Source organism: Streptococcus sp. Marseille-Q6504 (assembly GCF_965111625.1).
The window spans coordinates 157,090-181,226 of sequence record NZ_CBCOON010000001.1; the positions used below are offsets into that span (position 1 = coordinate 157,090).

Sequence of the window (24,137 nt, forward strand, 5' to 3'; positions counted from 1 at the left end):
AGTCAAAGTTCTTTAGTCTCATTATATCATGATTGAAGGGGAAAGCAAGTAAAAAGATTGAGTCTTAGAAGTCATGATAAAAGAGTTTTGTAGATGAAATATAGGGATAAAAAGAAAAATCCTATTTGTCATGCAAAAAGGATTTTCATTGGTCAAAGCAGGAGACTTCTCCGGCATTTATTCAACAATTAGTATAAAAGTTCGTAGATTTCCATCGCAATGAGGTCGATGCTATCAAATGTATATGTTTCACGAGCTTCAACGTCACGAAGTGTAAAGAGTGGTCCGTTTTCTTCGTCGTGGTTAAAAGCAACCTCTGCGACAACAACTCCTTCGCGCTCAAAGTTACGTTTCAAGTTACCACCATCTTTAGTCATTGCTTCTAAGCGATTGATGATTCTAACCAAATGTGATTCCATTTTGATTCTCCTCCATTTCTTATCTTTACTATTTTACCATAAACAGACTCGACTTGACTAGAAAAAAACTAAGATTTCTCGCTATTTCTATCGTCTTTGAAAATTTATTGAAAATATTAGGAGAAAATGTTGAATTTTTATGCAATATATGTTATCCTTATACAAGTTTTAAGTTTAAATATTAAAAACAGAAAGTAGAATATCCATGAATTTTTCTTTTTTACCGAAATATCTACCATATTTTAACTATGGAGCCGTTGTAACAATTATCATATCTATCTTGGTGGTCTTCTTGGGGACCATTCTAGGAGTGCTGTTGGCCTTTGCACAACGTTCAAAAATTAAACCACTTGCCTGGTTTGCTAATCTATATATCTGGGTCTTCCGTGGGACTCCGATGATGGTGCAGATTATGATTGCATTTGCCTTGATGCATATTAGTGCTCCGACTATTCAAATTGGGATCTTAGATGTTGATCTGACTCGCTTGATTCCAGGGATTTTGATTATCTCTATGAATAGTGGTGCCTATGTATCAGAAACGGTTCGTGCTGGGATTAATGCAGTGCCAAAGGGACAATTAGAAGCAGCTTATTCACTAGGTATTCGCCCTAAGAATGCTATGCGCTATGTCATTTTACCCCAGGCTATCAAAAATATCTTACCTTCTCTAGGAAATGAGTTTATCACTATTATCAAGGATAGCTCGCTCTTGTCAGCTATCGGGGTTATGGAGTTGTGGAATGGAGCTACTACAGTATCAACAACCACATACCTACCTTTAACACCGCTCTTATTTGCAGCCTTTTACTACTTGATTATGACCTCTATCTTGACACTGGCCTTGAAAGCTTTTGAAAATCGTATGGGACAAGGAGATAAGAAATAATGACTGAAACACTTATAAAAATTGAAAACCTTCATAAAAACTTTGGAAAAAATGAAGTTTTAAAAGGAATTGATCTTGAAATCAAAAAAGGGGAAGTTGTGGTCATTATTGGGCCTTCTGGTAGTGGTAAGTCTACCCTCCTTCGCTCGATGAATCTCCTCGAAGAAGCTACTAAAGGAAAAGTTATATTTGAAGGTGTTGACATTACCGATAAGAAAAATGACCTCTTTGCCATGCGAGAAAAGATGGGAATGGTTTTCCAACAATTTAATCTCTTCCCGAATATGACAGTGAAGGAAAACATCACACTTTCTCCAATCAAGACAAAAGGTGAAAGTAAGGAAGTGGCTGAGAAGAGAGCGCATGAGCTCTTGGAAAAGGTTGGTTTACCAGATAAGGCAGATGCTTATCCTCAAAGTCTGTCTGGTGGGCAACAACAACGTATCGCTATTGCTCGTGGTCTAGCCATGGAGCCAGATGTTTTACTATTTGATGAACCAACTTCTGCCCTAGATCCAGAAATGGTAGGAGAAGTACTAGCAGTTATGCAAGAACTTGCTCAGTCAGGAATGACCATGGTTATCGTAACGCATGAAATGGGCTTTGCTCGTGAGGTGGCAGATCGTGTTATCTTTATGGCTGATGGTGTTGTTGTTGAAGACGGAACTCCAGAGCAAGTTTTTGAACAAACCCAAGAACAAAGAACCAAGGATTTCTTGAGTAAGGTTTTGTAAGAATATCATGAAAAGCTCCGAGTGGGCTTTTTCTTATAGTTTCAGACTATAGGGTATCTTAGAAAAGAAGTGTTAGAATGCAGAACGAATTTTTGTTATAATAGAGAATATTTGTTAGAAAAGAGAAAATACATGACACAGATGATTGATGGCAAGGCTTTAGCAGCCAAGCTACAAGGACAGTTGGCTGAAAAAACAGCCAAATTAAAGGAAGAGACAGGTTTGGTTCCAGGGTTGGTCGTTATTTTAGTCGGAGAAAATCCAGCAAGCCAAGTTTACGTACGCAACAAGGAGCGTTCTGCTATCGCTGCAGGCTTCCAAAGTGAAGTCGTGCGAGTTCCGGAGACCATTACTCAAGAGGAATTATTAGAATTAATCGCTAAATACAATCAAGATCCAGCATGGCATGGGATTTTGGTCCAGTTGCCATTACCAAAACACATCGATGAAGAAGCTATTTTACTAGCTATTGATCCAGAAAAGGATGTGGATGGTTTCCATCCTCTCAACATGGGACGTCTCTGGTCTGGTCACCCAGTTATGATTCCTTCAACACCTGCAGGAATTATGGAAATGTTTCATGAATATGGGATTGACTTAGAAGGTAAAAATGCGGTCGTAATTGGTCGTTCCAATATTGTCGGGAAGCCTATGGCCCAGTTACTGTTGGCTAAAAATGCAACTGTAACCTTGACCCACTCTCGTACCCACAATCTCGCCCAAGTAGCTTCTAAAGCCGATATTTTGGTCGTAGCCATCGGTCGCGCCAAATTTGTGACTGCTGACTTTGTCAAACCAGGTGCAGTTGTCATTGATGTGGGGATGAACCGAGATGAAAATGGCAAGCTCTGTGGAGATGTTGACTACGATGCTGTTGCACCAATTGCTAGTCATATCACCCCTGTACCTGGTGGAGTTGGTCCAATGACCATTACCATGCTGATGGAACAGACTTATCAGGCTGCTTTAAGAACGCTGGATAGAGACTGATCTCTACTACAATCATTAATGAATTTTCAAAAAGCAAGTTCTAATGGACCTGTTTTTTTCTTGCTCTATTTCTACTAAAATTCCAGTAAAACTTCTACAAATTATTGAAAAATATCTACTATTTTGATATATTAAAAGCATCAATATGTATATGCAAAAATAAGTAAGCGTCTAGAGGGAGGTTTATTTTTTGAGGAGAAATGTAATCGCTTACTAAAACTTAGAAAGGAACCATAATGGATAAGAGATTTTTTGAAAAACGGTGTCATTTTAGTATTCGTAAATTTGCTATTGGTGCGGCTTCGGTTATGATTGGAGCTAGTATCTTTGGTCTTCAGGTAGCTCAAGCAGCTGAAACTGAAACGTCAAGTACCACTGAAGAAACAATTCATCAAGTTCAACCTTTAGATAAGCTTCCAGATGATCTTGCTGCAGCCATTGCAAAAGCTGAGCAAAATGTCCCACAAGATTCCGCTACCGAAAAAGAAGAAAAAGATACGGATGAAGCAGCAAAACCAGTAACTGAAGATAAAGTAACTGAGGAAACCAGTCCTAAGGAAAAAAAGGAAGCAGAAGTAGTTAGCCCTAAGGAAGAAAAAACTGAAAAACCAGCTACTGAAGTGAATGAGAAAGAACCTACAGTGGCTGAAGTGAGTACTGAAAAGCCAGCAGTTTTGGAAGAACATACTGCTGAAGCTAATCAGAATAAACCGGTATCTGACGATAAGGCTAAGGAAGAAAAAACATCTTCAACAGAATTACCTCAAGTTACCAAAGAGAAAGAAAAAGAAGTCCAACTTTTACAGGAAAGAAAACAAAATTTTAACAAAGACTGGTATTTTAAATTAAATGCTCAGGGTGATTTTTCGAAGAAAGACGTGGACGTTCATGACTGGTCTAAGTTGAACCTTCCTCATGACTGGAGTATTTATTTTGATTTTGACCACAAGTCTCCTGCTCGAAATGAGGGTGGTCAATTAAACGGGGGTACTGCCTGGTATCGTAAGACCTTTACGGTTGATGAAGCTGCCAAGGACAAGGATGTTCGGATCAACTTTGACGGTGTCTACATGGACTCTAAGGTCTATGTCAATGGTAAATTTGTAGGTCACTATCCAAGTGGTTACAATCATTTTTCATATGATATCACTGAATTTTTAAATAAAGATGGCAGTGAGAATACTATTGCTGTTCAAGTTACCAATAAGCAACCAAGTAGTCGTTGGTACTCAGGAAGTGGTATCTATCGTGATGTGACGCTTAGCTATCGTGACAAGGTTCAGGTAGCTGAAAATGGCAATCATATTACAACTCCAAAATTAGCTCAACAAAAAGATGGCAATGTTGAAACACAAATCCAAAGCAAGATTAAAAATACTGCCAAGACTCTAGCCCAAGTATTTGTGGAGCAACAGATTTTTACTAAGGAAGGTAAGGCTGTTTCAGATTTGGTTCGTTCTGTAACTAAGACTCTATCAGGAAATGAGACAGCTGACTTTAAGCAAACAATCTTAGTGAATAAGCCAACTCTCTGGACAACCAAAAGTTATCATCCTCAACTCTATGTTCTGAAAACCAAGGTTTATAATGAAGGTCAGCTAGTTGATGTGACAGAAGATACTTTTGGTTATCGTTATTTCAACTGGACAGCTAAGGATGGCTTCTCTCTTAACGGTGAGAGAATGAAATTCCATGGGGTTAGTATCCACCATGATAATGGTGCCTTGGGGGCAGAAGAAAACTATAAGGCAACCTACCGTAAATTAAAACTCCTGAAAGATATGGGAGTTAACTCTATCCGTACAACCCACAATCCAGCAAGTCCACAGTTACTAGATGCTGCTGCTAGTCTAGGACTTTTGGTCCAAGAAGAAGCCTTTGATACTTGGTATCGTGGCAAGAAAACTTATGACTATGGACGCTTCTTTGACCAAGATGCGACTCACCCAGAAGCCAAGAAGGGTGAGAAGTGGTCTGATTTTGACCTCAGAACCATGGTTGAACGAGATAAAAATAATCCTTCAATCATCATGTGGTCGCTTGGTAATGAAGTTGATGAAGCAGATGGTGGAGAACGTTCACTAGAAACAGCCAAGCGTTTGAAAGCTGTTATCAAAGCAATTGATACAGAGCGCTATGTGACTATGGGTGAAAATAAATTCAGTCGTGCTTCTACAGGCTTGTTCTTAAAATTAGCAGCAATCATGGATGCTGTAGGTATGAACTATGGAGAGCGTTTTTACGATGCTGTTCGTAAAGCACATCCAGACTGGTTGATCTACGGTTCTGAAACTTCTTCAGCAACTCGAACACGTGATTCTTACTTTAATCCTGCTCAAAATCTCTGGCACGACAATCGCCCAAATCGTCACTATGAACAATCAGACTATGGTAATGACCGTGTAGCCTGGGGTAGAACAGCTACTGAATCATGGACCTTTGACCGTGATCGTGCTGGCTATGCAGGTCAGTTCATCTGGACTGGTTTTGACTATATCGGGGAACCTACACCATGGCACAACCAAGATCATACACCAGTGAAAAGCTCTTACTTTGGTATCATTGATACGGCAGGTTTGCCTAAGAATGATTTCTATCTCTACCGTAGTGAGTGGTATAGTGCCAAAGAAAAACCAACTGTTCGTATCATGCCTCACTGGAATTGGACGGAAGAAACGCTCAAGGAACGTAATATGCTCATCAATGGCAAGGTTCCAGTTCGGACCTTCTCAAATGCTGCTAGCGTAGAATTGTTCTTGAACAACCAGTCCCTTGGTAAGAAAGAATTTGTTAAGAAAACAACTGAAGATGGTCGTCCATATCACGAAGGAGCTAAACCAAGTGAATTGTATCTTGAGTGGTTGGTTGACTATAAACCAGGTACCTTAACAGCTATTGCTCGTGATGAAAATGGTAAAGAGATTGCGCGTGATAGTGTGACAACAGCAGGGGAACCTGCTAGAGTTCGTCTCACCAAGGAAGAACATGTCATCACTGCAGACGGCAAAGATTTGTCTTACATCCATTATGAAATCGTCGATGAAGATGGCAATGTTGTACCAACAGCTAACAATCTTGTTCACTTCAATCTTCATGGCCAAGGTCAAATCGTCGGTGTGGACAATGGGGAACAAGCTAGCCGTGAACGCTATAAAGCTCAGAAAGATGGCACATGGCAAAGAAAAGCCTTCAATGGTAAAGGTGTTGTCATTGTTAAATCCACTGAAAAAGAAGGGAAATTCACCCTTTATGCAGATTCTGCAGGTTTGGCTTCTGATCAGGCGACGGTTACAACCGTTTCAGGAAAAAAAGAAAATCGTCATTTTGTCGCTTTTGCTCCTGTTAAGGCGACTACTGATGTCAGCGAAAATCCTAAATTGCCGGAAACTGTGACATCTATTTATAGCGATGGTAGTGTCGAAGAAAAAGCTGTGGTTTGGGCAATCCCAGATGATCTCCTTACAAGTGCTGGTGAGAAAAAGGTTCTAGGTAGTGTGGAAGGTCTCGAAGCTAAGGCTGAAGCCCTTGTTAAGGTCATTGCACTTGATAAGTGGTTGCCTAAAGTTGCAACTGTTCCAGTTGGTACAGCTGTAGAAGATTTGGATAAAACGGTAACGGCAGTTTTATCAGATGGTAACTTGGTTGATGCGGATGTCGTTTCTTGGACCTTGAAAGATCCTGCTGCTTTGTCAAAAGAAGGTGGACGAACTGAAGCAATTGGTAAATTGGTAGGTAATGACTACGAGGTGACAGCAACCTTTATCGCAAGTGATCAGGAAACAGAAAACACTGTTACAGGCCTCACGGTTGGAGATAAGACTCTTGAAAACTTTGAGCCTGGAAAGACCTACTACCGAGTATCCCTTCCTTACAGTGCTGAGATTCCAAGTGTTGGAGCACAGACAAGAGGCTATCAGGTGACAGTTCAACAAGCTTCAGCAGCTAATGATTATCAGGCTTCTGTATTCTTGAGTGACCAGAAGGGCGATTTAGTTCAAACTTACTTGATTCAATTTGTGAAAGAAGCGCCTGCCTTGACACGCTTGGAAGTAAGTGTAGAAGGTAGAGAAAATGCAACAGAAGATCAAGTTCTCCCTTATCATGTCATTGGGCATTACGAAGATGGTTCACAGACTGAATTTTCAGCATCAGATATTCACTTGGATGCTAGCTCTACTGATGGTGGACATCTTGAAGTAAATGGACAAAACTTGCTTCTATACACTAAAGGTCGTGTAACGCTCACTCCTCGTATTGACAATCAAACTGATAAGACTCAATCTGTAGCCACTGTAGTGGTCATCAAAGAAAACAAAGTAGCTAAGAAAATTGTTAAGCTTCATCCTGTTTCTATCTCTACAGATATCAATCAGCAACCGAATTTGCCTAATCAAATCGCAGCAGAATTTGATCAAGGTTTGCCTCGTAAGCTAGCTGTAACTTGGGACAAGGTGGATGAAAAAGAACTTGCTAGCTATCATAGCTTTACCCTTAAAGGTCATGTCGAAGGTACAGATATTGAAGCTGTGGCAAATGTGACTGTTGAAGGTTTGCAGATCGCAGAAGAAATCAGCCTGACTCTTCCTAAGGGTGAAACGGTTCAATTACCAGCTAACGTTCGTGCCTACCATTCTAATGGAACAACTGTCTATAATGATGTCGTTTGGGATAAGGTGCCAGCTAACTTTAGTCAAACCGAAGGAATCTTTGAAATCAAAGGTCAATTGGTTGGTAGCTCTCTGACTACCAAGGCTCATGTGCGTGTTTCCAGTCAGGTTGTTGCGGGAAATAATATCTCTAAACAATGGACAGGTTCACAATTGCCAGCAGCTATCGTATCCAATACTGGTGGAGATGATTCGGCCAATACTCTGAATGACTTGACAGTTTCAAGAGCCAATACAGATGTCAAAAATCGATGGACAACATGGCAAACAAATACAGATAATGATTGGGCATCTATCTTGTTTGGTAACTCAGGCGATTTGACCAAGCGCTTTGTAGACAATCTTTCAGTTGATTTCTATACAGATGGTGCGATTGGACTTCCAAAAGAATATGTTATTGAATACTACGTTGGTCAAGAAATTCCAGATTTGCCAACTGATGTCAATCATGCTCAAGGAGATGCCAAGCATCCATTTAACAATGCTGCCAACTGGAAAGAAGTTGAACATCTCAAAGCTCCAGGTCAATTATCCGCAAGTCAAACTAACCACTTTACGTTTGACAAGGTTGAGACCTATGCTGTTCGTATTCGCATGAAGAAGGCAAATGGAACGGCTGGTGTCGGTTTGACCGAAATCACAATCTTAGGAAATAAAGTCCCAGCTGCTTCAAGTTCAGAGATTTCTATTAGAGTAGACGGTCAGAAGCTGGAACATTTCAATCCAGCTAAGACAGACTATCATATTCCTCAAGCTAGCAAAGTGATTACTGCAACAGCAAGCGACAATGGTTTGGTAACAATCGTTCCTGCTACAAGCCCAGAAGGAGCAACACGTCTCATTTTGAAGGCAGAAGACGGAACCATCTTGAAAGAGTACCGCATTTTCCGTGATGGTCAAAAAGAATCTACGCAACCAGTAGCTGCCGAAAATGCTGCCATGACATTGAGTGTTGGCGATAAGCTTCAATTACCTACAGAAGTGACAGTCTACTATCCATCAGAAACAGATTGGAAAACAGATAAACTAGCCGTAGAATGGGATGCAGTCCCTGAACATACGACAGACCAGGAAGGCACCTTTGAAGTGCTTGGTCATATCCTAGGAACAGACTTGACAACTAAGATTCAAGTAACCGTTCTTGCCAGAGGAAATCAAGTTATCTCTGAGAACGCAAGCAATAATGCGACCGACTCTAAAGCCTTTGCCTCTACTACAAACGATACCGATGCCGCTTCTAATGATAGAATCTTCTATATCAACGATGGGCGATTTAATGAGGATGGACGTTGGACTAACTGGTCTCGTACTCCAAAAGATCAGGAAGTGTCGGTAGGAGTTCTCTTTAAGAAGAATGGTCAGATTACACCTCGCTCTGTAGGAAAAGTAGCAATTCAGTTCTTCAAAGACAGTGGAACAGATGCACCAGCGACAATGGTACTCGAAAGATATGTTGGACCAACTTATTCTGAACCAAGCACCATTTCACGTTATGAAGAAAATGCTGATCATCCGTTTAACAAGGCAGAAAATTGGCAAGAAATTCCTTATAAGGCATCTGGAGCAATCGAGGCTGGTAAGCCAATCGAATTTACCTTTGATCCGATTCAGACAACCGCTATTCGCGCACGTATGACTCGCAAATCAACCACTAATGGTCTCGCAATGGTTGAGTTTAGTGCCTATTCTCCAGCTAAAGCCAGTGATTCAGAAACACCTGCAGTGACAATTTCAATTAATGGAAAAGCATTGGAAAACTTTGATCCTGCGGTTTCAGAATATCGATTAACCGCTAATGGAGCGAAACCAGAGGTGACTGTTCAAACAACCGGTCACGGTGTAGCGACTGTCGTTGAGTCAAATCAAGGCAATCTTCCGACACTTGTTCGACTCCTTGCTAAAGATGGTAGTCTTGTGAAAGAATATCGCCTTCACTTTGAAGCTGGTTCAGAATCTAGTCATGCAGTGGATGACCAAGCTCTTGTTCTAGACCGCCCAAGTCTAGAAGTTGAGAAAGCTGTCATTCCATTCAAGGAAATTATTCGTGAGAATAGTGACTTAGCCAAAGATGAACGTCGTATTGTCTCAGAAGGTCAAAATGGAGAAAAGGTAGACTACGTCGAAGTATTAGGAACAAGTCGTAAGGTTGTTCATACTGAAACAAGAGATGCAAAAGATCAAGTTGTTGAAGTAGGAGTGAAAGCAATTGTTACAACTAGCAAGGGTGAGGAGCCAGCTCCAGTTCTTGAAGTTCCAGAGTACACGGACCCTATTGGAACTGTAGGTGAGGAGCAAGCCCCAATAGTAGAAGTCCCAGAATATAGCAACTCTATCGGTACTGCAGGAGACCAAGCAGCACCAATTGTTGAAGTTCCAGAGTTTAAAGGCGGAGCTAATTGGGTTGAAGCTGCTACAAATGAAGTTCCAGAGTTTAAAGGCGGAGCTAACTGGGTTGAAGCTGCTAAAAATGAAGTTCCAGAGTTCAAGGGCGGAGCTAATTGGGTTGAAGCTGCTAAAAATGAAGTGCCTGAATTCAAGGGTGGAGTCAATGCTGTGCAAGCAGATAAGAACGAGCTCCCAGAATACACAGGAACTCTAGGAACCGCAGGAGACCAAGCAGCTCCAACAATCGACAAACCTGTTGCAGATATTCGAGGTTTATCTGATAAACCTTCAGAAACTCAGGCTTCTGCTGAGCAGACTCAGGGTTCACAAGTTCTTGGAAATGCTTCGGAAAAAGTAGACTCAGCAAGACTTCCAGAAACTGGGGAAAGTCAATCAGATACAGCAATTTTCCTAGCAGGTCTCAGTCTGGCCTTATCAGCAGCATTCCTAAATGGGAAACGCAAGGAAGAATAATGATTCATAACTAACTATTCACAAAAGGCTGATTATTATAAAAAAAGGAGAAGACTACATAGTCTTCTCCTTTATTAATTGGGTAGTGAGGTGTATAATGAAAGTAAGAACAAGCATGAAGGAGTAGCTTATGAAAGTCATTAATCAAGCTCTACTGAAAAAAGTGATCATCGAGCGTCCTCGTTCTAGTCATAAGGGAGACTACGGCCGTCTTCTCTTGATTGGAGGGACTTATCCCTATAGGGGAGCGATTATTATGGCTGCCTTAGCTTCTGTTAGAAGTGGCGCAGGATTGGTGACAGTAGCAACGGATAAAGAGAATATTCCAGCTCTGCATAGCCATCTGCCGGAGGCTATGGCTTTTGACCTTGATGATAAGCAATTACTTGAGCAACAGTTACAGAAAGCAAGTGTTGTCTTGGTCGGACCTGGACTAGTGGATGATGAGCGTGGAGAAGAGCTTCTCCAAACAGTCTTTCATCATTCAAATCAAGACCAGACCCTCATACTGGATGGTGGCGCCCTATCCATTTTTGCTAAGACGGGAATGAAATTTCCTAAGGCTCAGCTTGTTTTAACTCCACACCAAAGGGAATGGCAAGTCTTGTCGGGCTTAGATTTGGATTCCCAAGGAACTGAGGAAACAGGAGAGACTTTGAAGAGATTTTCTTCAGGAACGATTCTAGTTCAAAAAGGTCCTGATACTCGAATTTGGCAGGCCGGGCATGCAGATTTTTATCAGCTAAGTGTAGGAGGTCCCTATCAGGCAACTGGGGGCATGGGAGATACCTTGGCTGGGATGATTGCTGGCTTTGCTGGTCAATTTCCTCAAGTTAGCCTCTATGACAGGGTCACTGTAGCAACATATCTGCACTCAGCAATTGCTCAAGAATTAGCTGAGGACAACTTTGTAGTTCTACCAACCACGATTAGTCAACAGATTCCTGCATTCATGAAAAAAATACAAAAAGACACCTGAAAATAATAGGTGTCTTTTGACTATTAGAAGAGGCCTTTGACCTTATCTACAAGACCGTCAAGTCCTTCTGAACCTGAAACCAAAGCTTGAGCTTGGCTAAGGTACTCACCGAGTTGATCCTTGTTTTCTTCAACAAATGTTTTTGCTGCAGAAAAATCTTTGTTCTCAACGAGTTCTTTTAATTGATTAAACAAATCTAATGGGTTCATGAGTTCCCTCCTTTTCTACAATTTAATTCAATCATTTTTTTTCGAATCTTGCAAGAAACTTGACTCTTCAAATAAAGTTCAGGGGTGTCAAATGGTGCAAATTTTGATATAATTTTTAGTGATGAATTTTAGAAATAATCGGTATGTGGTTGTAGATTTAGAAGCTACAAGTACCGGAAGCAAGGCAAAAATCATCCAAGTGGGAATTGTAGTCATTGAAGATGGTGAGATTGTTGAGCAGTATGCGACTGATGTCAACCCTCATGAACACTTGGATTCTCATATCAAAGAATTAACGGGTTTGACTGATAAACGTTTGGCAAAGGCTCCAGAGTTTTCTCAGGTGGCTGGAAAGATTTTTGAACTGGTCAAAGACGGTATTTTTGTTGCGCACAACGTTCAGTTTGATGCCAATTTATTGGCAGAATTTCTCTTTTTTGAAGGTTATGAATTGCGCACGCCTCGTATCGATACGGTTGAATTAGCTCAAGTATTTTATCCTCAGCTTGAGAAGTATAATCTTGGTATTCTTTGCCAAGAGTTGGGAATCCCCTTAGAGCAAGCCCATTCAGCCCTATCTGATGCCCAAGCAACAGCAGAACTCTTTCTTTGTATGAGACAAAAGATGTTTGGACTGCCAAAAGGGTTGTTGGAGCGCTTATTGAGTTTATCAGACAGCTTACTCTATGAATCTTACCTAGTCATCGAGGAAGTATATCAGAAACAGTCTCTCCTCGTTGAGCATGATTTGGTAGAAGTGCAGGGCTTATTCTTAAGAAAAGAGAAGCCTGTCCTTTCTCCACGCAAACTCTCAAAAGATTTCCAAACTAATATTGCCTTGCTAGGTTTGGAAGAGAGAAGTCAACAAGAAGAATTTGCCCAAAAGGTTCAAGAGTTTTTACAAGGGGAAGCCAATTCCTTTATTCAGGCTCAAACAGGAATTGGGAAAACCTATGGTTACCTGCTACCGGCCTTGTCACTTGAGAATGAAGAGGGAATCCTACTCAGTGTTCCGACTAAAATCCTTCAAAATCAGGTGATGCAAGAGGAGGCTAAAAAACTAGAAGAGATTTTCCATATCTCTATTCATAGTCTTAAAGGTCCTCAGAATTACTTGAAGCTAGATGCCTTTCATGCAGCGCTAGAGGAAGAAGAGTCCAATCGTTTGTATACTCGTTTCAAGATGCAACTTCTAGTTTGGTTGACAGAGACAGATACAGGAGATTTAGACGAGATTGGTCAGCTATATCGCTACCAGCAGTTTTTACCGAACTTGGTTCATGATGGCAACCTTCACAAAGACTCTCTCTTTTGGCTAGAGGATTTTTGGAAACGAGGTCAGGACAAGGCTCGTTCTTGCAAGTTGCTTGTGACCAATCATGCTTACCTCGTTACTCGACTTGAAGATGATCCTAGTCTCTTAGAAGGGCGTCTCTTGATTTTAGATGAAGCCCAGAAAATCTTGTTGACATTGGAAAATCTTTCTCGAAAATCTTATTTGCTAACAGATTTGGTGGAGCAACTAGATCAAGCTCTATTGAGGGAAGAAGGTATGCTTCAAAGACGCTTGCTAGAAAGTATTCGTTTTGAAGTTTCTTACCTACTCGGTCAGTTTCTATCTGGTAAACGGAAGATGTGTCCAGCTAGTAGCATTGACAAGCTCCGCCAAGATTTTTCTGAGTTGAATTTATCAGAATTTAAAGACTATCAGAGATTTTTTACATCTGAGGGAGAATTTTGGTTATCGACTTCAGATGTGTCTAGTAAGAAGGTTGAAATCACTTCTAGTCGCAATCATCGTTTGCTCTTTTCTCAGATTTTCCCAGAATCCTGTCAACTTTTAGGAATCTCTGCAACCCTTGAAATTAGTAGTAGGGTTTCTTTACCAGAATTGTTAGGTTTTCCTCAAGCGGCCTTTTACTGCATGGACGAACAGTTTCAGGAAAATCAGGAAATCTTGGTGGTGAATGATTTTCCGTTGGTGACAGAAACTTCATCTGAGGAATATGCACAAGCAATTGGAGAAGTTCTAGAAGAATTATTCCAGCTTGAAGAACCCATTCTAGTTTTATTTACTGCAAAAGATTTATTGTTGCAAGTTTCAGATGCTTTGAGGGTTCCCCATCTGGCCCAGTACAAGCACGGAGAACCTGCCCAATTGAAAAAACGCTTTGAAAGGGGAGAACGTGAGCTTTTGCTTGGTGCGGGAAGTTTTTGGGAAGGTGTCGATTTTTCAAGACATCCGCGGGTTATTGAAGTGGTGACTCGTCTACCTTTCCAAAATCCAGAAGATCCTTTTACTAAAAAGATGAACCAAGAGCTCCGTCTTGAAGGGAAAAATCCTTTTTACGATTATCAGCTTCCTATGGCCATTATTCGCCTCAAGCAAGCAATTGGAAGAACCATGCGTCGAGTGGGCCAACGCTCTGCAGTTTTGATTCTAGATAGCCGCATGGCAAGTAAACGTTATGGTAAGCAAATCTGCAAGTCTTTGTCTCGAAGCAATCGTGTTAGAGTCATTAGCCGAGAGCAAATTTATATCAATGTTCAAGAATTTTTAAATAAATAATGAAATGAATACCTGAAAGAATGAAGGAGGCCTTTTATGAAACGTTCTCTCGACTCTAGGGTCGATTATAGTTTAATATTACCAGTATTTTGTTTGTTGGTGATTGGAGTCGTAGCTATTTATATAGCAGTTAGTCATGACTACCCAAACAATATTTGGCCCATACTTGGACAACAACTGGCTTGGATATCGCTAGGAATTGTTTTTAGCTTCATAGTCATGTTTTTTAACACAAAATTTCTCTGGCAGTCCACACCTTATTTATATGGACTCGGTCTAGCCTTGATGGTCTTGCCTTTAGTCTTCTACAACCCGAGTTTAGTAGCTGCAACTGGTGCGAAAAACTGGGTGTCAATCGGTGGTTATACACTCTTTCAACCCTCCGAATTCATGAAGATATCCTATATTTTGATGCTGGCATACGTTATCGTAACCTTTACCAAGAAACATAAAGACAAAGAACGAACGATTGGTTTAGATTTTCTATTGATTTTGTGGATGATTATATTCACAATGCCAGTTATGGTTTTACTAGCCTTGCAAAGTGACCTTGGAACAGCTATGGTTTTTGTTGCAATCTTTGCAGGACTTGTCTTATTGTCTGGTGTTTCTTGGAAGATTATTATTCCAATTTTTGTAGCAGTTGTATCGGCGATTGCAGGATTCCTAGCAATCTTTATCACAAAAGACGGGCGTGCCTTTATGCATCAGATTGGGATGCCAACTTATCAGATAAATCGTATCCTAGCTTGGCTCAATCCCTTTGATTACGCCCAGACGACTACCTATCAACAGGCTCAGGGTCAAATCGCGATTGGTAGCGGTGGAATTTTTGGGCAAGGCTTTAATGTGTCTAATCTCCTTATTCCAGTCCGCGAGAGTGACATGATTTTCACAGTAATTGCGGAAGATTTTGGATTTATTGGTTCAGTTGTAGTGGTTGCACTCTATCTACTGCTCATCTATCGCATGCTAAAGATTACCCTAAAATCCAATAATCAATTTTATACCTATATCTCAACTGGATTTATCATGATGCTCTTGTTCCATATCTTTGAAAATATTGGTGCGGTTACTGGCCTTCTTCCTCTGACAGGGATTCCTTTGCCATTTATTTCCCAAGGAGGATCCGCTATTATCAGTAATCTAATTGGTGTCGGTTTGCTGTTATCGATGAGCTACCAAACCCATTTGGCTGATGAAAAGAGTGGTCGAACAAGATTCAAACGTAAAAAAGTTGTGTTGAAAAAAGTGAAATAAGGAGGTCGCTATGCCTAAAGTTGCAGTTATCCTAGCAAATGGTTTTGAAGAAATTGAAGCCTTGACGGTCGTCGACGTCTTGCGCCGCGCAAATATCACCTGCCATATGGTAGGATTTGAAGATAAAGTGACAGGTTCACATGCTATTCAAGTTCAAGCTGATCGAGTGTTTGATGGTAATTTATCAGAGTATGACATGATTGTTCTTCCAGGAGGTATGCCTGGTGCTGCCCACTTGCGGGACAATGAACAATTGATCTCTGAGCTTCAAAGATTTGAGGAAACCGGTAAAAAAGTAGCAGCCATCTGTGCTGCTCCGATTGCTTTGAATCGAGCTGGCCTCCTAGAAGGAAGAAACTTCACCTGCTATGATGGAGTCCAAGAACAAATTGCTGACGGTCACTACCATAAAGAAACAGTCGTAGTGGATGGGAATGTTATCACTAGCCGTGGGCCAGCAACAGCTTTAGCCTTTGCTTACCACTTGGTTGAAATACTCGGCGGAGATGCTGAGTCTCTAAGAAATGGCATGCTCTACACAGATGTGTTTGGGAAATAATAAAGAAACGGAGGAGAATCTTTCTTGATGGAGAAGATTCTTCTCCTTTTTAATGGCAAAAACCAAGGTAAACATCGCTTTTTTTTATAAAAAATGGTATAATGAAGGGTATGAAATATCACGATTACATCTGGGATTTAGGTGGAACCCTGCTTGATAATTATGAAACTTCTACAGCAGCTTTTGTAGAAACATTAGCAGAGTTCGGGATTGAGCAGGAACACGATAGTGTTTACGAGGCTTTGAAGGTTTCGACTGCCTTTGCCATCGAAAAGTATGCTCCAGCTATTGAAAACTTTCTTGAAAAATATAAGGAAAATGAAGCCCGAGAGCTTGAACATCCAGTTTTGTTTGATGGGATTCCTACTCTTTTAGAAAATATTTCGGACCAAGGTGGCCGTAACTTCTTGGTTTCTCATCGAAACGATCAAGTATTGGAGATTTTAGCGAAAACTGAGATAGCTCTTTACTTTACAGAAGTAGTGACGGCTAGTTCAGGTTTTAAACGCAAGCCTGATCCTGAATCGATGATTTATTTACGTGATAAGTATCATATAACGTCAGGTCTAGTCATTGGTGACCGTGCCATTGATGTAGAAGCAGGACATGCTGCAGGCTTAGATGCCTATCTCTTTGAGGATGTTGTGTCCTTAAAACAAGCAATAGACATGTAAGAAAAAGGGGAAAAATGACAGAAGATATTAAAAACCAACAGGCACAAGATTATGATGCCAGTCAAATTCAAGTTTTGGAAGGTCTGGAAGCTGTTCGTATGCGTCCAGGGATGTATATTGGTTCAACTGCCAAAGAAGGTCTTCACCACCTAGTATGGGAAATCGTAGATAACTCTATCGACGAAGCCTTGGCTGGATTCGCTAGTCATATCGAAGTTTTTATTGAGCCAGATGATTCGATTACAGTTATTGACGATGGTCGTGGAATTCCAGTTGATATCCAAGAAAAAACAGGACGTCCTGCCGTTGAAACAGTCTTTACTGTTCTTCACGCCGGAGGTAAATTCGGCGGTGGCGGATACAAGGTATCTGGTGGACTCCATGGTGTAGGGTCATCGGTTGTAAATGCTCTTTCTACTCAGTTGGATGTTCGCGTTCATAAAAATGGAAAGATTCACTACCAAGAATACCGTCGTGGACATGTTGTTGCAGACCTTGAGGTGATCGGGGATACGGATAAAACAGGAACAATCGTTCACTTTACTCCAGACCCAGAAATTTTTACAGAAACAACGACATTTGACTTTGATAAATTAAATAAACGGATTCAAGAGTTAGCCTTTTTGAATCGCGGTCTTCAAATCTCCATCACGGATAAACGTGAAGGGCTTGAACAAACCAAACATTATCACTACGAAGGTGGGATTGCGAGCTACGTTGAGTACATCAATGAAAACAAGGATGTTATTTTTGAAAACCCAATCTACACAGATGGTGAAATGGATGACATTACAGTAGAAGTTGCTATGCAGTATACAACGGGTTACCATGAAAATGTCATGAGTTTCGCTAACAATATTCATACCCATGAAGGTGGGACACACGAACAAGGTTTCCGTACAGCATTAACTCGTGTTATTAATGACTATGCTCGTAAAAACAAACTTCTAAAAGATAACGAAGATAACCTAACAGGTGAGGATGTCCGTGAAGGATTGACAGCCGTTATCTCTGTGAAGCATCCAAACCCTCAGTTTGAAGGACAAACTAAGACCAAACTTGGAAATAGTGAAGTTGTGAAGATTACCAATCGCCTCTTCAGCGATGCATTTTCTGACTTCCTTTTGGAAAATCCACAGATTGCTAAGCGAATCGTTGAAAAAGGGATTTTGGCTGCCAAAGCGCGTGTTGCTGCCAAGCGTGCGCGTGAAGTTACACGTAAGAAATCTGGTTTAGAAATTTCAAATCTTCCAGGAAAATTAGCGGACTGTTCATCAAACAATCCAGCTGAAACTGAACTTTTCATCGTCGAAGGAGACTCTGCAGGAGGTTCTGCAAAATCAGGACGTAATCGTGAGTTCCAAGCCATCTTACCAATTCGTGGTAAAATCCTTAACGTTGAAAAGGCAACTATGGATAAAATCCTTGCTAATGAGGAGATTCGCAGTCTTTTCACAGCTATGGGAACAGGATTTGGCGCTGAGTTCGATGTTAGCAAAGCTCGCTATCAAAAACTGGTTATCATGACAGATGCTGATGTCGATGGCGCCCATATTCGTACTCTCTTGTTAACTCTGATTTATCGTTATATGAAACCTGTTCTAGAGGCTGGTTATGTTTATATCGCTCAACCACCAATTTACGGTGTCAAAGTTGGTAGTGAGATTAAAGAGTATATTCAACCTGGAGCAGACCAAGAAATCCGCCTACAAGAAGCCCTAGCTCGCTATAGCGAAGGTCGTTCTAAACCAACCATTCAACGTTATAAAGGTCTTGGAGAGATGGATGACCACCAACTTTGGGAAACTACTATGAATCCTGAACATCGTCTCATGGCTCGTGTATCAGTAGATGACGCTGCAGAAGCAGATAAGATTTTTGATATGCTCATGGGTGATCGAGTAGAACCACGTCGAGAATTTATCGAAGAAAACGCTGTTTACAGTACTCTTGACGTATAAAAATATTGGGAAATAGTTCCCAAGGTTTGAAAAATATGATATAATCATTACAATTGTGTCATGTATAAAAGGAGTTTGATATGTCAAATAATCAGTTGATTATTACTTTGATTGGAATTGCAGTCCTGCTTCTTATTGCTTTTGCAGTAGCAATTTTGCTACGTAAACGAAATGAGAGTAGACTTGTAGCTTTAGAAGAAAAAAAAGAAGAACTATATAACCTTCCTGTTAATGATGAGGTAGAGGTTGTAAAAAACATGCATCTGATTGGTCAAAGTCAGGTTGCTTTTAGAGAATGGAATCAAAAATGGGTAGATTTGTCTCTGAACTCTTTTGCAGATATCGAGAATAACCTCTTTGAAGCTGAAGGATACAATAACTCATTCCGTTTTTTGAAAGCTAAGCACCAGATTGATCAAATTGAAAGTCAAATCCAACTTGTTGAAGAAGATATTGCAGCAATTCGTAATGCCTTGTCTGAGTTGGAAAAACAAGAGTCAAAAAATAGTGGACGTGTTCTGCATGCCCTAGATTTATTTGAGAAACTACAAAACACTGTAGCTGAAGATCCTGATAAATATGGTCAAGCTCTTCCAGAAATTGAAAAACAATTGGAGAACATCCAATCTGAGTTTTCTCAATTTGTAACTTTGAATTCATCAGGGGATCCGGTTGAAGCAGCAGGCATTTTAGATAACGCTGAAAATCATATTTTAGCTTTGACACATATCGTTGAAAGAATTCCAGCGATTGTCACTAAGCTTACTACTGAATTGCCAGAACAACTTGAAGATTTAGAAGCAGGTTATCGCAAGCTTTTAGATGAAAACTACCATTTTGTAGAAACTGATATCGAATCTCGTCTTCAACTTCTTTATGAAGCCTTGAAGAATAATCACGAAAATATCCGTACATTGGAGTTGGATAATGCAGAGTATGAAAACACTCAAATCCAAGAAGAAATCAATGCACTTTATGATATTTTCACTCGTGAAATTGCAGCCCATAAAGCTTTTGAGAAATTGGTAACTACCCTTCCTACCTATCTTAAACACTTGAAAGAAAACAATCAGGTACTAGTTAAAGATATCGAACGTCTTGGGAAAACCTATTTGATTTCAGAAAGCGATGTGAATCGAGTTCGTCGTCTTCAAGCTGATATCTCAGCCTTGAATGCTACTATTGAAGAAATGACTCATGCAGAGTCAGAAGTTTCAGAAGCATATTCTGTCTTACAAGAACGTTTGGAAAATCTCCAATCTACATTAAAAGATATTGAAGATGACCAAATCGGTGTTAGTGAACGTCTCGTTAAAATTGAAAAAGATGACATCAATGCTCGTCAAAAAGCAAATGTATATGTCAACCGTCTCCATACGATTAAACGCTACATGGAGAAGAGAAATCTTCCAGGAATTCCACAAAAATTCTTGAAGCTCTTCTTTGATGCAAGTCACAGTACAGAAGACTTGATGGCTGAGCTGGAACAAGCGCAAGTGAATATCGAATCTGTGAATCGCATCCTTGAGATTGCGACAAATGATATGAATATGTTAGAAGAAGAAACATACAGTATCGTTCAAAATGCAACATTGACAGAACAATTGCTTCAATATTCGAACCGTTACAGATCATTTGATGATCGTATTCAACAAGCTTTCCAAGAAGCTTTGAATATCTTTGAAACAACATTTGATTATCAAGCATCTTTCGAAAAAATCTCTCAAGCATTAGAAGTTGCTGAGCCTGGTGTTACCAATCGCTTCGTTACTTCTTATGAAAAAACAAGAGAAAGTATTCGTTTCTAATTTATAAAAGAATCCTAGATTTTTCTAGGGTTCTTTTACTTTTCTTTACCTATTTTAAATCTTTTTGTGCCATGTTTTCATTGAAATTATAGCTCATATTTGATATGATAAGACTATGACAAAAAAGAGATTACCCCAGAATAAAGTAAAGAATAAAAATAATAAAAAGCTTGGCACTCTTGTCTTGCTTTTATTTCTAACAATGGTAGCACTCGGTTGTGTGATTACCTATAAAGTGTTGAACAAGCAAGCCTTTGAACAGAAGATTGAGAACCTCAAGAAGGAAAAAGATGACGCCTACTCCCAAGGAAGTCAAAAAGAGCATTTCCGCAAAGAGAAATCTGAAATTATCACCTATTATCCACTAGTTGGAGACAGCCTTATTTCCTCTGTCAAAGATATCATCGTAAAAGACATCACTGACAAAGTAGAAGGTAAAGAACAGTTGTTTTTTTATTACTCAGAAAAAGGGGATTCCTCTTTAACTGGGGTTGAAAATCGTTTGATTAAAAAACAGGCCTATGACTTGGCAAATTCTAATGTCGTTGAATTAGAAAATACTACTTTAGACCAGCTGTATCTGAAAGAGGATGGCTCTATCTTTACCTTGGATCAATTCTTTACAGACCCATCCACAGCCAAAGAAAAAGTCCTTGAGGGAGTTAAGTCAACTCTCCAAGATAAAAAAGTAGATCAATCAGTTGTTGACCAAGTTTTAGCTGATTTCTCAGCTGCAGAATTGTCAAGCTGGAAGTTTGCTTACAAAGATAGTCAATTGGTTCTATATCCAGTCAAAGCAATGACTAATGTAGAAGAAATAGCAATGCCTATTTCAGATTTCTTTGATTATATTCAAACATCCTATCTAACAGAAAAAGATGCTGAACTTTATAAAAAAGTTCAAGCGGAAAAACATAAAAAAGTGGTAGCTCTTACCTTTGATGATGGTCCTGATGGTAATACAACACCACAAGCCTTGGATATCTTAGCTAAGTACAAAATCAAAGCAACCTTCTTTGTCCAAGGGAAAAATATTGCAGGTAATGAAGCTATCCTCAAACGTATGCAGGCTGAGGGGCATGAAGTCGGAAATCATAGTTGGAACCATCCAGTTTTAACACAACTCTCATTAGAAGATGCTAAGAAACAAATTACGGATACAGAATCAGCAATCACTAGTGTTCTCGGAAAGAGTTCAAAATTGATGCGCCCACCATATGGTGCCATCTCAGATGATATCCGTAATAGTCTTGATTTGAGCTTTATTATGTGGGATGTCGATAGCTTAGACTGGAAGAGTAAAAACGAAGCAGCCATTCTAACAGAAATTCAACGTCAGACGACTGATGGTTCTATTATATTGATGCATGATATTCACCAGACGTCAGTAAATTCACTACCAAAGGTTATTGAATATTTGCAGGGACAAGGGTATAGCTTTGTTACAGTCTCTGAGTTACTAGGGAATCATGTGAAACCACATGAGATATACTATTCTCGTAACCAATAGTTGAAATTAAATTCAAATATTAGAAAAAATTAAAAAAGATTATTTTTATCTTGACAAGTAGGGAAAAACTTGATATCATATACAAGATGAGAAAAGCAGAAGTGAGAACTTCTCGCCTTGCGACTAACGTTGTCTGGCCCCTACAGATCAAGTTTCAGAAATGAACTATAATCATGTAGAGCGGATTTGCGTTAGCAAGTCCGCTCTTGTTTTTCTCTAAAATAAAAAAAGAGGTGAAAACCATAGCAAAGCAAGACTTATTCATCAATGATGAAATTCGTGTACGTGAAGTTCGCTTAATCGGTCTTGAGGGCGAACAATTGGGTATCAAACCACTTGGTGAAGCGCAAGCACTTGCGGACGACGCTAATGTGGACTTGGTTCTCATTCAACCTCAAGCTAAACCTCCTGTTGCGAAAATTATGGACTATGGTAAGTTCAAATTTGAGTACCAGAAGAAACAAAAAGAGCAACGCAAAAAACAAAGCGTTGTGACCGTGAAAGAAGTTCGATTGAGCCCAGTTATTGATAAGGGTGATTTCGATACGAAACTTCGCAGTGCTCGCAAGTTCCTTGAAAAAGGGAACAAAGTGAAGGTTTCCATTCGCTTTAAGGGTCGTATGATTACCCATAAAGAGATTGGAGCAAAAGTTTTAGCCGATTTCGCTGAAGCAACTCAAGATATTGCTATCATCGAACAACGTGCTAAAATGGATGGTCGTCAAATGTTCATGCAGTTGGCCCCAGCAACTGACAAGAAATAATCTGTCAGAAAGTTAAAAAAAGGAGAAAATATCATGCCAAAACAAAAAACACACCGCGCATCAGCTAAACGTTTCAAACGTACAGGTTCTGGTGGACTTAAACGTTTCCGTGCTTACACTTCTCACCGTTTCCACGGAAAAACTAAGAAACAACGTCGTCATCTTCGTAAAGCATCTATGGTGCATTCAGGAGATTTCAAACGTATCAAAGCAATGCTTACTCGCTTGAAATAATCGCGTATTTGTAAGTTAACAATTCTAGGAAATATTGGAGGAAATATAAATGGCACGTGTTAAAGGTGGCGTTGTATCACGCAAACGTCGTAAACGTATTTTAAAATTAGCAAAAGGTTACTATGGAGCTAAACACATCTTGTTCCGTACTGCAAAAGAACAAGTAATGAACTCTTACTACTATGCATACCGTGACCGTCGTCAAAAGAAACGTGACTTCCGCAAATTGTGGATCACACGTATCAATGCGGCAGCTCGTATGAACGGACTTTCATACTCACAATTGATGCATGGTTTGAAATTGGCTGAGATCGAAGTAAACCGTAAAATGCTTGCTGACTTGGCTGTTAACGATGCAGCAGCTTTCACAGCTCTTGCAGATGCAGCTAAAGCAAAACTTGGTAAATAATTATTCAGAAGACTGGTGCAAATTTGTCCCAGTCTTTTTTAAACAAAGGAGAAAAAATGGCTTCAAAAATGTTACACACTTGCTTGCGGGTAGAGAATCTTGAAAAATCAATTGCTTTTTATCAAGATGCTTTTGGATTTAAGGAATTGCGTCGTCTGGACTTCCCAGAACACGCTTTTACCATTGTTTATCTAGGTCTTGATGGCGATGATTATGAATTGGAGTTGACTTACAACTACGATCATGGACCTTATGTTGTAGGTGACGGTTTTGCGCACATCGCTCTAAACACACCTGACCTTGAGGCTCTTCATAAAGAACATAGCGACAAGGGTTACGAAGTGACAAATCCAAATGGACTTCCAGGAACTCAACCAAACTATTACTTTGTTAAAGATCCAGATGGATACAAGGTAGAAGTGATTCGTGAAAAATAATAAAAACTCCTCATTTGTCAAATTGAGTTAGACAATCTCACCTGACTCAGAAAAACTTGATAGGGAGTGGTGTAGGTCATTTATGTTAGTTTCTTTCAGACAAATGTGTGCGTTTATCTGAGACTAACATAGATGGCTTTTTCTATCTAGCTTAATGTGACAAATTGGGATATAATAAAAATAACTTAACAAATTAGTGGGAGAAA

Annotated in this window: 18 protein-coding genes and 1 other annotated feature; of the genes, 16 read left to right on the forward strand and 2 right to left on the reverse strand. The window is 39.9% G+C overall.

From position 1 onward, the window contains the following. Positions 1 to 188: 188 nt before the first annotated feature. Complete coding sequence (locus ACWPUA_RS00815; protein WP_004253825.1) at positions 189 to 419, reverse strand: DUF1797 family protein; 231 nt, start codon at positions 417 to 419, stop codon at positions 189 to 191. A 205-nt stretch (positions 420 to 624) separates the two neighbouring features. Between ACWPUA_RS00815 and ACWPUA_RS00820 the strand changes: the two genes are divergently transcribed. From ACWPUA_RS00820 to ACWPUA_RS00840, 5 genes are all read left to right on the forward strand, one after another. Continuing rightward, complete coding sequence (locus tag ACWPUA_RS00820; protein WP_004253828.1) at positions 625 to 1,308, forward strand: amino acid ABC transporter permease; 684 nt, start codon at positions 625 to 627, stop codon at positions 1,306 to 1,308. Next, positions 1,308 to 2,042: an amino acid ABC transporter ATP-binding protein gene (locus ACWPUA_RS00825; protein WP_223339508.1), complete on the forward strand. Its 735-nt coding sequence runs from the start codon at positions 1,308 to 1,310 to the stop codon at positions 2,040 to 2,042. Before ACWPUA_RS00820 ends, ACWPUA_RS00825 begins: the two co-directional genes overlap by 1 nt. Positions 2,043 to 2,174: 132 nt before the next feature. Then, positions 2,175 to 3,032 carry a bifunctional methylenetetrahydrofolate dehydrogenase/methenyltetrahydrofolate cyclohydrolase gene (locus ACWPUA_RS00830; protein ID WP_314945710.1) on the forward strand — a complete coding sequence of 286 codons (858 nt, stop codon included), beginning with the start codon at positions 2,175 to 2,177 and terminating at the stop codon, positions 3,030 to 3,032. A 236-nt stretch (positions 3,033 to 3,268) separates the two neighbouring features. Next, entirely contained in the window at positions 3,269 to 10,558 is a 7,290-nt protein-coding gene (locus ACWPUA_RS00835; RefSeq protein ID WP_454378579.1) for an SIALI-17 repeat-containing surface protein, read from the forward strand. A 130-nt stretch (positions 10,559 to 10,688) separates the two neighbouring features. Further along, positions 10,689 to 11,537: an NAD(P)H-hydrate dehydratase gene (locus ACWPUA_RS00840; RefSeq protein WP_454378581.1), complete on the forward strand. Its 849-nt coding sequence runs from the start codon at positions 10,689 to 10,691 to the stop codon at positions 11,535 to 11,537. Between the two features lie 23 nt (positions 11,538 to 11,560). On the opposite strand, the gene ACWPUA_RS00845 is transcribed toward ACWPUA_RS00840, so the two are convergent. After that, the gene (locus tag ACWPUA_RS00845) at positions 11,561 to 11,746 is read right to left on the reverse strand and encodes a hypothetical protein (protein ID WP_454378583.1); all 186 of its coding nucleotides are present in this window, start codon (positions 11,744 to 11,746) and stop codon (positions 11,561 to 11,563) included. A 121-nt stretch (positions 11,747 to 11,867) separates the two neighbouring features. Between ACWPUA_RS00845 and ACWPUA_RS00850 the strand changes: the two genes are divergently transcribed. The 11 genes from ACWPUA_RS00850 to gloA all read left to right on the forward strand — a co-directional run bounded on the left by ACWPUA_RS00850 (position 11,868) and on the right by gloA (position 23,931). Next, positions 11,868 to 14,315, forward strand: a complete 2,448-nt coding sequence (locus ACWPUA_RS00850; protein WP_454378585.1) for a bifunctional DnaQ family exonuclease/ATP-dependent helicase — start codon at positions 11,868 to 11,870, stop codon at positions 14,313 to 14,315. 36 nt (positions 14,316 to 14,351) lie between these two features. Then, positions 14,352 to 15,575 (forward strand): FtsW/RodA/SpoVE family cell cycle protein, encoded by a 1,224-nt coding sequence (locus tag ACWPUA_RS00855; protein ID WP_414271484.1) that lies wholly within the window; start codon positions 14,352 to 14,354, stop codon positions 15,573 to 15,575. A 10-nt stretch (positions 15,576 to 15,585) separates the two neighbouring features. After that, positions 15,586 to 16,134 (forward strand): DJ-1 family glyoxalase III, encoded by a 549-nt coding sequence (locus ACWPUA_RS00860; protein WP_414271485.1) that lies wholly within the window; start codon positions 15,586 to 15,588, stop codon positions 16,132 to 16,134. A gap of 110 nt (positions 16,135 to 16,244) precedes the next feature. Further along, a complete protein-coding gene (locus tag ACWPUA_RS00865) occupies positions 16,245 to 16,808 on the forward strand; it encodes an HAD family hydrolase (protein WP_025170368.1) in 564 nt (187 codons plus the stop codon). A gap of 14 nt (positions 16,809 to 16,822) precedes the next feature. Next, the gene (gyrB, locus tag ACWPUA_RS00870; RefSeq protein ID WP_006152509.1) at positions 16,823 to 18,769 is read left to right on the forward strand and encodes a DNA topoisomerase (ATP-hydrolyzing) subunit B; all 1,947 of its coding nucleotides are present in this window, start codon (positions 16,823 to 16,825) and stop codon (positions 18,767 to 18,769) included. Between the two features lie 80 nt (positions 18,770 to 18,849). After that, the gene (ezrA, locus tag ACWPUA_RS00875) at positions 18,850 to 20,577 is read left to right on the forward strand and encodes a septation ring formation regulator EzrA (protein ID WP_036757696.1); all 1,728 of its coding nucleotides are present in this window, start codon (positions 18,850 to 18,852) and stop codon (positions 20,575 to 20,577) included. Between the two features lie 115 nt (positions 20,578 to 20,692). Continuing rightward, on the forward strand, positions 20,693 to 22,087 hold the full coding sequence (pgdA, locus tag ACWPUA_RS00880) for a peptidoglycan-N-acetylglucosamine deacetylase PgdA (RefSeq protein WP_454378589.1): 1,395 nt from the start codon (positions 20,693 to 20,695) through the stop codon (positions 22,085 to 22,087). An 87-nt stretch (positions 22,088 to 22,174) separates the two neighbouring features. Then, positions 22,175 to 22,305, forward strand: a sequence feature (ribosomal protein L20 leader region). 15 nt (positions 22,306 to 22,320) lie between these two features. Beyond that, positions 22,321 to 22,851, forward strand: coding sequence for a translation initiation factor IF-3 (infC, locus tag ACWPUA_RS00885; protein WP_004253871.1), 531 nt, complete (start codon positions 22,321 to 22,323; stop codon positions 22,849 to 22,851). Between the two features lie 33 nt (positions 22,852 to 22,884). Then, positions 22,885 to 23,085: a 50S ribosomal protein L35 gene (gene rpmI, locus ACWPUA_RS00890; RefSeq protein ID WP_001125942.1), complete on the forward strand. Its 201-nt coding sequence runs from the start codon at positions 22,885 to 22,887 to the stop codon at positions 23,083 to 23,085. Between the two features lie 49 nt (positions 23,086 to 23,134). After that, complete coding sequence (gene rplT / locus ACWPUA_RS00895; protein ID WP_000124834.1) at positions 23,135 to 23,494, forward strand: 50S ribosomal protein L20; 360 nt, start codon at positions 23,135 to 23,137, stop codon at positions 23,492 to 23,494. Between the two features lie 56 nt (positions 23,495 to 23,550). Further along, positions 23,551 to 23,931 (forward strand): lactoylglutathione lyase, encoded by a 381-nt coding sequence (gene gloA / locus ACWPUA_RS00900; protein ID WP_414286505.1) that lies wholly within the window; start codon positions 23,551 to 23,553, stop codon positions 23,929 to 23,931. The last annotated feature ends 206 nt before the right edge of the window (positions 23,932 to 24,137 follow it).

Coding starts and splice junctions, on each gene's coding strand:
- ACWPUA_RS00815 (WP_004253825.1), bottom strand. CDS start 419: ATGGAATCACATTTGGTTAGAATCATCAATCGCTTAGAAGCAATGACT.
- ACWPUA_RS00820 (WP_004253828.1), top strand. CDS start 625: ATGAATTTTTCTTTTTTACCGAAATATCTACCATATTTTAACTATGGA.
- ACWPUA_RS00825 (WP_223339508.1), top strand. CDS start 1,308: ATGACTGAAACACTTATAAAAATTGAAAACCTTCATAAAAACTTTGGA.
- ACWPUA_RS00830 (WP_314945710.1), top strand. CDS start 2,175: ATGACACAGATGATTGATGGCAAGGCTTTAGCAGCCAAGCTACAAGGA.
- ACWPUA_RS00835 (WP_454378579.1), top strand. CDS start 3,269: ATGGATAAGAGATTTTTTGAAAAACGGTGTCATTTTAGTATTCGTAAA.
- ACWPUA_RS00840 (WP_454378581.1), top strand. CDS start 10,689: ATGAAAGTCATTAATCAAGCTCTACTGAAAAAAGTGATCATCGAGCGT.
- ACWPUA_RS00845 (WP_454378583.1), bottom strand. CDS start 11,746: ATGAACCCATTAGATTTGTTTAATCAATTAAAAGAACTCGTTGAGAAC.
- ACWPUA_RS00850 (WP_454378585.1), top strand. CDS start 11,868: ATGAATTTTAGAAATAATCGGTATGTGGTTGTAGATTTAGAAGCTACA.
- ACWPUA_RS00855 (WP_414271484.1), top strand. CDS start 14,352: ATGAAACGTTCTCTCGACTCTAGGGTCGATTATAGTTTAATATTACCA.
- ACWPUA_RS00860 (WP_414271485.1), top strand. CDS start 15,586: ATGCCTAAAGTTGCAGTTATCCTAGCAAATGGTTTTGAAGAAATTGAA.
- ACWPUA_RS00865 (WP_025170368.1), top strand. CDS start 16,245: ATGAAATATCACGATTACATCTGGGATTTAGGTGGAACCCTGCTTGAT.
- gyrB (WP_006152509.1), top strand. CDS start 16,823: ATGACAGAAGATATTAAAAACCAACAGGCACAAGATTATGATGCCAGT.
- ezrA (WP_036757696.1), top strand. CDS start 18,850: ATGTCAAATAATCAGTTGATTATTACTTTGATTGGAATTGCAGTCCTG.
- pgdA (WP_454378589.1), top strand. CDS start 20,693: ATGACAAAAAAGAGATTACCCCAGAATAAAGTAAAGAATAAAAATAAT.
- rpmI (WP_001125942.1), top strand. CDS start 22,885: ATGCCAAAACAAAAAACACACCGCGCATCAGCTAAACGTTTCAAACGT.
- rplT (WP_000124834.1), top strand. CDS start 23,135: ATGGCACGTGTTAAAGGTGGCGTTGTATCACGCAAACGTCGTAAACGT.
- gloA (WP_414286505.1), top strand. CDS start 23,551: ATGGCTTCAAAAATGTTACACACTTGCTTGCGGGTAGAGAATCTTGAA.